This is a genomic window from Sphingomonas sp. Leaf67 (assembly GCF_001421965.1).
In the GTDB taxonomy this organism is placed as follows: Bacteria; Pseudomonadota; Alphaproteobacteria; order Sphingomonadales; family Sphingomonadaceae; genus Sphingomonas.
This window is the reverse complement of record NZ_LMLP01000001.1, coordinates 1,145,426-1,152,915: the sequence shown is the minus strand read 5'-3', so window position 1 is coordinate 1,152,915 and position 7,490 is coordinate 1,145,426. Positions and strand designations below refer to the sequence as shown.

The following is a 7,490-nucleotide window of genomic DNA, read 5'->3' as shown; positions in this document are numbered from 1 at the left end:
GACCCATGTGTGGACGGCCCTCCGTTGGCAAGTACGACATTCGCCTAGCATTGCTGGTTGGTGCGGCCATGTGTCCGACCTGTTGGTGCGACATGTAGCCGCTGGCCGTAATGCCATTCGCGCGTCTCGGGTCCCGATCACATCCGCGCACTCGAGGTGCTTGGGTCATTGTGGGTTTTCCCGATCCGGCGGTTCAACCGGCTTGTTGCATTAGCTCCTGTTCGCCCTTTCCAACCTCGTGCGGCGCGGTTGCCCGCTCCGTATCCTAATTACGCGACCTGCGGCTCCCGATACCGTTCGCCGCTGGCCATCATCGCCCAGATCATGCGGGCGTTCTTGTTGGCGAGCGCGACCGCCGCGACCTTCGTCTTCCGCCGGGCAAGTAGCTGGACAAGCCACGGCCGTTTGGCTCCGTTCCGCTCGGCAAAGCGCACTACCGCCATGGCGCCGACGATCAGCATCTGGCGCAGATACTGGTGCCCGGCCTTGGTTATGCCGCCGAGCCGCTCTTTGCCACCGCTCGAGTTCTGCCGCGGTACCAGCCCGATCCAGGCAGCCAGGTTACGGCCCGAACGGAAGATTGCCGGGTCAGGCACGGTGGCGACGATGGCGCTGGCGAGCAGTGGGCCCACGCCGGGTATCTCCATCAGCCGACGGCCAAGCTCGGTCTCGCGCGCGCTGGCCAAGATGCGGCGGTCGTTCTCAAGGATCTGTTCTTTTACGATGCGCAACTGAGCCGCCAGCATCTCCAGACAGAACCGTGCATCGGCCGGCACTCGATTGTCGGTCGGGTCGGCAATTACGTCGAGGAGCTGCTCGATACCGTTCCTCCCGATCGGCGCTGCAATCCCGAACTCGGCCAAGTGCGCTCGCATCGCATTCGACAGCTGCGTCCGCTGGCGGTTGAGGATCAGGCGGACACGATGCAGCATCATCGCGCTCTGCTGCTCGGGCGACTTGATGCCGACGAAGCGCATCGTCGGCCGTGTCACCGCCTCGCAGATCGCCTCGGCATCGGCTGCATCGTTCTTACCGCGCTTGACGTACGGCTTCACGTACTGCGCCGGCATAAGCTTCACGTCATGACCGAGCGCGACAAGCTCGCGCGCCCAGTAGTGCGAGGTTGCGCACGCCTCGATGCCGACCAGACATGGCGGCAGCTTGGCGAAGAACTTTAGCATGCGCCCGCGGCTCAACCGCTGCCGGACCACCGCCGCACCTTCAGCGTTAACGCCGTGCACCTGAAACACGTTCTTCGCGATATCGAGACCTACAGTCGTGACGTTCCCCACAGTGACTCTCCTTCCGGCTCTCCGCAGATCATTCTGCGAGAGGGTTGGAGAGCCGTCCACGTCATCACATATCGAGACCTACAGTCGTGACGTTCCCCACAGTGACTCTCCTTCCGGCTCTCCGCAGATCATTCTGCGAGAGGGTTGGAGAGCCGTCCACGTCATCATATCCGGTCGTTCGCGGCATCTTTTCAGCTCCCCGCTTTCGGCCATCCGTTCATGTTGGTCGCGGAGGAGGAGCTGAGCCTTCGACCTGCTCGCCGACCCGAGAGCTTCTAGAAGAGGGTGGCATTTCGAAAATGCTACCGCGGTTCTCATGTCCGTCACCTCGATGGGTGATACGATCCAGATTGCGGCCACGCTCATACACCGCTAGCTGTTGCATATGAGTAATACAGTCAGTGTGCTGAAGCAGGCAGTTTACGGCGGTTTGGGCGTGCTGGTGGCTTCCGCCTCAGTGGCGAACGCCAGAACGAACTTCACGCTCCCGGATATGACTACAACCCTCCGCGAACAGCGCGTGGAGAGCGCGTCGATCGCCCTGATCCGCGACGGACGGATTGTGTCTGCTGGAGCGTGGGGCATGGCGGGGCCGAACCGCGCGGCGACTGCCTCCACGCCCTACAATCTCGCCTCGCTGACGAAGCCGCTCACGGCGGAGGTCATCCTGCGACTGGTGTCGGCCGGCAAGCTGTCGCTCGACGAGCCGATGGATCGCTACTGGAGCGACCCCGACCTGTCGCGCGATCCCCGGCGGATGAAGCTGACGGTCCGCATGGCGCTGAGCCATCGCACCGGGTTGCCGAACTGGCGCGATGCGAAGGGGCTGGCGTTCGATCATGATCCCGGCACGACGATCGGCTATTCGGGCGAGGGATATCAATACGCGGCGCGCTACGCCGAGCACCGCACCGGGCAATCGTTCGAGACGCTTGCTGATCGCTGGCTGTTCGCCCCCGCCAATATGCGCGCCTCGGGCTATGTGTCGGCGCAAGGCGAGACGGTGCCGATCGCCGTGCCATACGACGACGCAGGCAAGCCGCTGCCCGTCGAGCAGGTGACGCGATACAATGCTGCCGATCTGGCGCATGCGACCGCGCGTGATTATGCGCGCTTCCTCATCGATGCCCGCAACGACCGGGGCTTGGTCACGTCTTTAGCGGCGGAGCGCAGCAAATCGCAGGCCGACCTGACGCCTGAAATATGTGCCGGAACGAAGGCGGCCAGCTGTCCGCCCTGGACCGGCTTTGGCCTCGGCTGGCAGCTCCTTGGCTTTCCCGATGGCACGACGATGCTCCACACCGGCAAGGATGCAGGGGCGTTCACCTTCGCCGCGATCGATCGCGCGAGCGGTGACGGCATCGTCATCCTGACCAACAGCGACAACGGGTGGCGGATCATCCTGCCCATCCTCGAACGCACCGGCAGCGATCCGAAGCTGATCGCTTTCTTACGCGGCCAGATGAACTGACGGGACCAAAGCCATGATGACCGCCATCGCCGTTGCCGCAGCGCTGCTGGCGACACCCGTGCCGCCCCCGGCCGATCCGTTGACGACGGAGATCGGCGCGCTCGATGCGAAGGTGTTCGACGCCTACAATCGCTGCGACCTGCCGACCTTCTCCGGCTATTTCGATCCGAAGGTCGCCTTCTACCACGACACTGGCGGCGCGACGTTCGAGCGTGATGCGATGGTGGACGGCGTCCGCAAATACATCTGCGGAAAGGTGAAGCGCGAGCTGATCCCGGCGACGTTCCGCGTCTATCCGATCAAGGATTACGGCGCGATCGAGGAAGGCGAACACCGCTTCTGTGAACTGGCGACAGGACGATGCGAAGGGATCGCCAAGTTCGTTATGGTCTGGGCGAAGCAGGATGGCACCTGGCGGATCACCAGCGTCCTCAGTTACGGGCACCGCGCCGCTACGCCTGCGGAGCAGCGAAGCGCCACTGACAGATAGCTCGTCGAGTGCCTCCTGATTCGGTTTGGCGGACCAGACCCAGTTCCCGCCGTTCGCAGCCTGTTTTTGGTTCCCCAACTTCCGCCATTCGTTCATCTCGACATGCGATGTTACCCGCATCCTTGCCCGGTACGCCAGCATCGAGGGGTAATGTCGTGCCTGAACGGGAACGACGGGAGCTGCTTCGTCGACCTGCCGGGCATATTGTCTGGTAAGCGCCGCGCAAACCACAAGTTGCATCTAGTGAAACAGCATCAGTGACAGCACGATCAGCCCGACCTTGCTGGCCGGGAAGATGATGTTGGCCATCCGCAATCCGCTCGCCATGTTCCTCTTCGATCCGCAGAACACGATCGCGCTCTCGTCTTAGGTCGAAGAACGCAGCAGCCTGCTTGCCGCGGTGGTGACGACCGCCAGCAGCGCGAGGTCGAGGAGGATGCCCAACGACGCCGATCAGCACGACACGCCGTTCGGTGGCATGGCGCGGGCATGGAAGTACTGCCCGCCGCCCCTTGCGTCGGGTGCAGCCTGACCTATGGTGTGCTATATGAATAGAACACGGCGTTACGGCAATCGTCCGCTTGAACTAGCCGCAATCGGCCTGATCGTCGGTGCAGCGATCCATGTGGTGGCGTGGGCTGGCGGACCGCCGTGGATGGCAGCGCTGGGCGCTCCGCCATCCATCGTCGCTTCCGCCGCCGCAGGAACCTGGCCTGCGCTACTCGGCACGCTCGTCATCGCGGCAATGCTCGCTGGTCTTGCCTTCTGCTGCGTCATAACGTCGCGCGGAAACGGCGCTCGATATCTGCCGCGCGCCGTTCTTACTGCTGCCGCGGCGATTTTCATGGCTCGGGGGTTGCTGGTGGTGCCCTATATGCTGGCAAGCCAGCGTGATTGGCGCACGCCCACTGGCCGGTTCGTTGTGACGGGCCAGTATTTTACGGCGGGATCAATCGTCGTGCTCGCCATCGGTATGCTTATCGGCATCGGGTTGTTTCATTCCCGATCGAAGCGGCACGGCATTCCGACGCTGGCGCAGCCAGAAGTCGGTTGACGACTGATCGACTGCCTGCCGTTTAAGACCTTAACGCCGACGCTCGGGGACAGCCTTCAGTCCGCGACTGTCCCCGGATGCATGGCAATGCGCGATCCGGCAGATAAGAGCCGGACCGGACCGGCTCAGTGCACGAAATGGGCCTGGAGCTTGCGGGCTTCCGCAGGCGTGATCGCCACCACCGCGCCATGCTTGGCTTGGACGAAGTTGGTGGCCTTCATCGGCGAACGCGCTTCGTCGAAACGACCGATATCCTTGAACGTTCTGAAGTTGGTCGTCTCGGAAAAGCCCATCGTGTTGACCGGTTTCGCGCCGAACACGTCGTACATCAGCACATAGGTACCGGTGCCGTGGCGGCGCCAGACGGTGGGGGCTTCGGTGGCGACGGTCTCTGGATCGACCTTGGTCGCGTCATAGACATAGTCGCGGTTGATCTTCGACGACACCGCCTGGCGGAGATAGCCGGGCTTGTCGTGCGCGACGTAGATCAGGTGGTATTTGTCGCCGACCCTAGTGATGTCGCCATCGATCGTGCCCTTGCCCGGGACCGGATAGGTGAACAGGTCCTTGGGCACCGCGGTCAGCGTGGTGAAGGCGGGGTCGGCATAGGAATAGACCATGTGATCGGTCTCCTTGCCGTTACGCGTCGAGTAATAGACCATCAGCTTGCGCGTTTGCGGATCGTAGATCGTCTGCGGTGCCCACGCGGTGCCGATCCTGGCGGTTTCGGGAAACAGCCGGTCGACGCGGACGATCCTGTGGGTCCAGTGGATGAGGTCGAACGACTTCATGAAGATCAGCGCACGGTTGTTGCCCCAGCCATATTGGTCGCCGTCGCGCTCCCATTCGGTGGTGCGCAGCCCCTCGCGTTGCGCGAAGATGTGAAGGTCAGTCATCGCCAGATAGAAGGCGCCGTCGGGGCCGCGCATGATGTGCGGGTCGCGGATACCCTTCTGCTCCGCGATGGCGTGGCCGTTCAGCACAGGTTCGCCACTGTTGACGTCGGTGAAGGTGTAGCCGTCGAGCGACACCGCGAAATGGAGTGAGTGCGTCTCGTCCTTGAAATAGGACAGGAGATACGCGCTGCGATCCTTCTCTAACGAACGCTTGGCCTGCGCCGGGGCAATCTTCTGGACGATGGTGAGGCGCGGCGTTTCCTGCGCGACGGCGGATGCGGCGAGTGCCACGCCAAGGGTAAGCGCGAGAAGCGTTTTCATTTACTGGATCTCGATCAGGCTGACGGATTTTGAGGGCACGGTGACGATCACCGCCCTGCCCGACAGGCGCGTGGGCAATGGCTTGGGGACGAACGGGTCGGCGGCGTCGAAGCGAATCCGCGTGTCAATCCTGTCGGCGGTGAGCACCTGACCGCTGGCCCGGCGCCATGTCCCGCCGGACAGGTTAATGCGGATGCTGCTCGCCTTGGCGGGATCGATATTGACGATGGTAAGGTGCAGCTTGCCCGCCGCATCGCGCGACGCCGAGACGTCGAGGCCCGGCAGGCGGATGTCGCCCTGAACATAGTCGGCGGCGCGCAGTTCGGTCGGGAGTAGCGTCGCGCCGTGGTGGACCTTGTACAGGTCGAAGACATGATAGGTCGGGGTGACCACCATTTTTGCGCCCCGGGTCAGCACCAGCGACTGGATGACGTTCACCATCTGGGCGATGTTGGCCATACGGACGCGGTCGGCATGGCGATTGAAGATGTTGAGGCTCATGCCCGCGATCACCGCGTCGCGCAGCGTGCTTTCGAGATAGAGCTGCGAAGGGGCGTCCTTCTCCGAATCGAACCACGCGCCCCATTCGTCGACCGCCAGGGCGACCTTCTTCTCAGGGTCGTATTTGTCCATGATCGCCGCGTGCCGGGTGATCAGTTCGTCGGTGAAGTTCGCGCGCTTCAGCGCCGCGGCGTAGTCGGGCAGGCCGAAACCGACATTGCGGCCCTTGTTGCCCCAGTCGTCGCCGGTGAAGGTGTAGAAGTGGAGCGACAGGCCCCACATCAACGGACGATCGGTGTTGTAGGCGAGCGGGGTCGGATGGGGACGCCACTGCATGGCGAGCGCCATCATCTTCTCGGTCCAGTCGTAATCGTCGGTGTCCGATCCGACCGCGATCAGATTGGCACGCGGGCCGGAGTAGTTGCGCAGGAACGCCGCATATTGGCGGAAGGCCGCGGCGTAGGTTTCGACGGTCATGTTACCGCCGCAGCCCCAATTCTCGTTACCGACGCCGATGAACGGGACGTTCCACGGTTCCTTGCGACCATTCACCTCGCGCGCTTTGGCAGGGCCACTGCCGGCCGGGGCCGACATGTAGCGCATCCAGTCATCGGCCTCGCGGACGCTGCCTGATCCGACGTTGATCGAGACGAACGGCTTCGTGCCGACCTGCTCGATGAAATCCATGAATTCGTGGGTGCCGAAATGGTTGGTCTCGGGCGACTGGTTCCAGGCGCTGTTGATCCCGACGGGGCGCCGGTCGCGCGGGCCGAGCCCGTCCTGCCAGTGATAGGCGTCGGCGAAGCAGCCGCCCGGCCACCGGATCACCGGCACCTTGATCTTGCGAAGCGCGGCGACGACGTCGTTGCGGATGCCGCGGGTGTTGGGGATCGGTGACTCCGGGCCGACCCAGATTCCCTCATAGACGCCGCGGCCGAGATGCTCGACGAACTGGCCGTAGATGTTGGGATCGATCGTGGCGCCTGGCTGATCGGTACGAATGGTGAGTTCGGCATCGTTAGACTGGGAGATAGCGGGTACCGCTGCGGTGAGCGCAGATGCTGCCAGCAAAGCTCGACACCAGAATGTGGCTCGTTTGCGAACCATGCCGTCTCCCAACTTTCTATTTGTCAGACTATTTTCGCAGTGGTGCGTCCGAAGTCAAGTCGATTGCGGTTCTATTTCCGTTGGGTTTTATGCCCGCACCGGACTTACCGGAACGGTCACTGCACGCTGCACTCCGGATTGAAACCGCTTGGGAAAGGCAGTAAAAGATAGGCGATGGTTGAAGGCTTCGCCGAGACACTTGTCTGTAAGAACGCCTGAAATCGCGATCAGCTTTGCTGGCGCCTTGGGTGCTGGAGAATGAACTATCACATGACCCAATGGTGGTCGTTCGCACTACCAACCCGGTTACCCGAAACCCGACGCCCGTTCACTCGTCGCTCTGCGGATTGATCTTGGC

7 protein-coding genes are annotated in these 7,490 nt (G+C 62.7%); 3 read left to right on the top strand and 4 right to left on the bottom strand.

Annotated elements, in window-relative coordinates; all coding sequences use genetic code 11:
• Nucleotides 1-269: 269 nt before the first annotated feature.
• Nucleotides 270-1,292 (bottom strand): IS110 family transposase, encoded by a 1,023-nt coding sequence (locus ASE90_RS05445; RefSeq protein WP_055996930.1) that lies wholly within the window; start codon nucleotides 1,290-1,292, stop codon nucleotides 270-272.
• Nucleotides 1,293-1,785: 493 nt separating this feature from the next.
• Between ASE90_RS05445 and ASE90_RS05440 the strand changes: the two genes are divergently transcribed.
• Together ASE90_RS05440 and ASE90_RS05435 are read left to right on the top strand one after the other, a co-directional pair.
• The gene (locus ASE90_RS05440; RefSeq protein WP_235531659.1) at nucleotides 1,786-2,763 is read left to right on the top strand and encodes a serine hydrolase domain-containing protein; all 978 of its coding nucleotides are present in this window, start codon (nucleotides 1,786-1,788) and stop codon (nucleotides 2,761-2,763) included.
• Nucleotides 2,764-2,776: 13 nt separating this feature from the next.
• Entirely contained in the window at nucleotides 2,777-3,253 is a 477-nt protein-coding gene (locus tag ASE90_RS05435) for a nuclear transport factor 2 family protein (RefSeq protein WP_055996923.1), read from the top strand.
• Between the two features lie 240 nt (nucleotides 3,254-3,493).
• On the opposite strand, the gene ASE90_RS20260 is transcribed toward ASE90_RS05435, so the two are convergent.
• The gene (locus tag ASE90_RS20260) at nucleotides 3,494-3,607 is read right to left on the bottom strand and encodes a bile acid:sodium symporter (protein WP_321163773.1); all 114 of its coding nucleotides are present in this window, start codon (nucleotides 3,605-3,607) and stop codon (nucleotides 3,494-3,496) included.
• 193 nt (nucleotides 3,608-3,800) lie between these two features.
• Between ASE90_RS20260 and ASE90_RS05430 the strand changes: the two genes are divergently transcribed.
• Nucleotides 3,801-4,307, top strand: a complete 507-nt coding sequence (locus ASE90_RS05430) for a hypothetical protein (protein WP_156361430.1) — start codon at nucleotides 3,801-3,803, stop codon at nucleotides 4,305-4,307.
• Between the two features lie 125 nt (nucleotides 4,308-4,432).
• On the opposite strand, the gene ASE90_RS05425 is transcribed toward ASE90_RS05430, so the two are convergent.
• Entirely contained in the window at nucleotides 4,433-5,524 is a 1,092-nt protein-coding gene (locus tag ASE90_RS05425) for a glycoside hydrolase family 43 protein (protein WP_055996918.1), read from the bottom strand.
• Nucleotides 5,525-7,096, bottom strand: a complete 1,572-nt coding sequence (locus ASE90_RS05420; protein ID WP_235531657.1) for an alpha-N-arabinofuranosidase — start codon at nucleotides 7,094-7,096, stop codon at nucleotides 5,525-5,527.
• Nucleotides 7,097-7,490 lie beyond the last annotated feature (394 nt).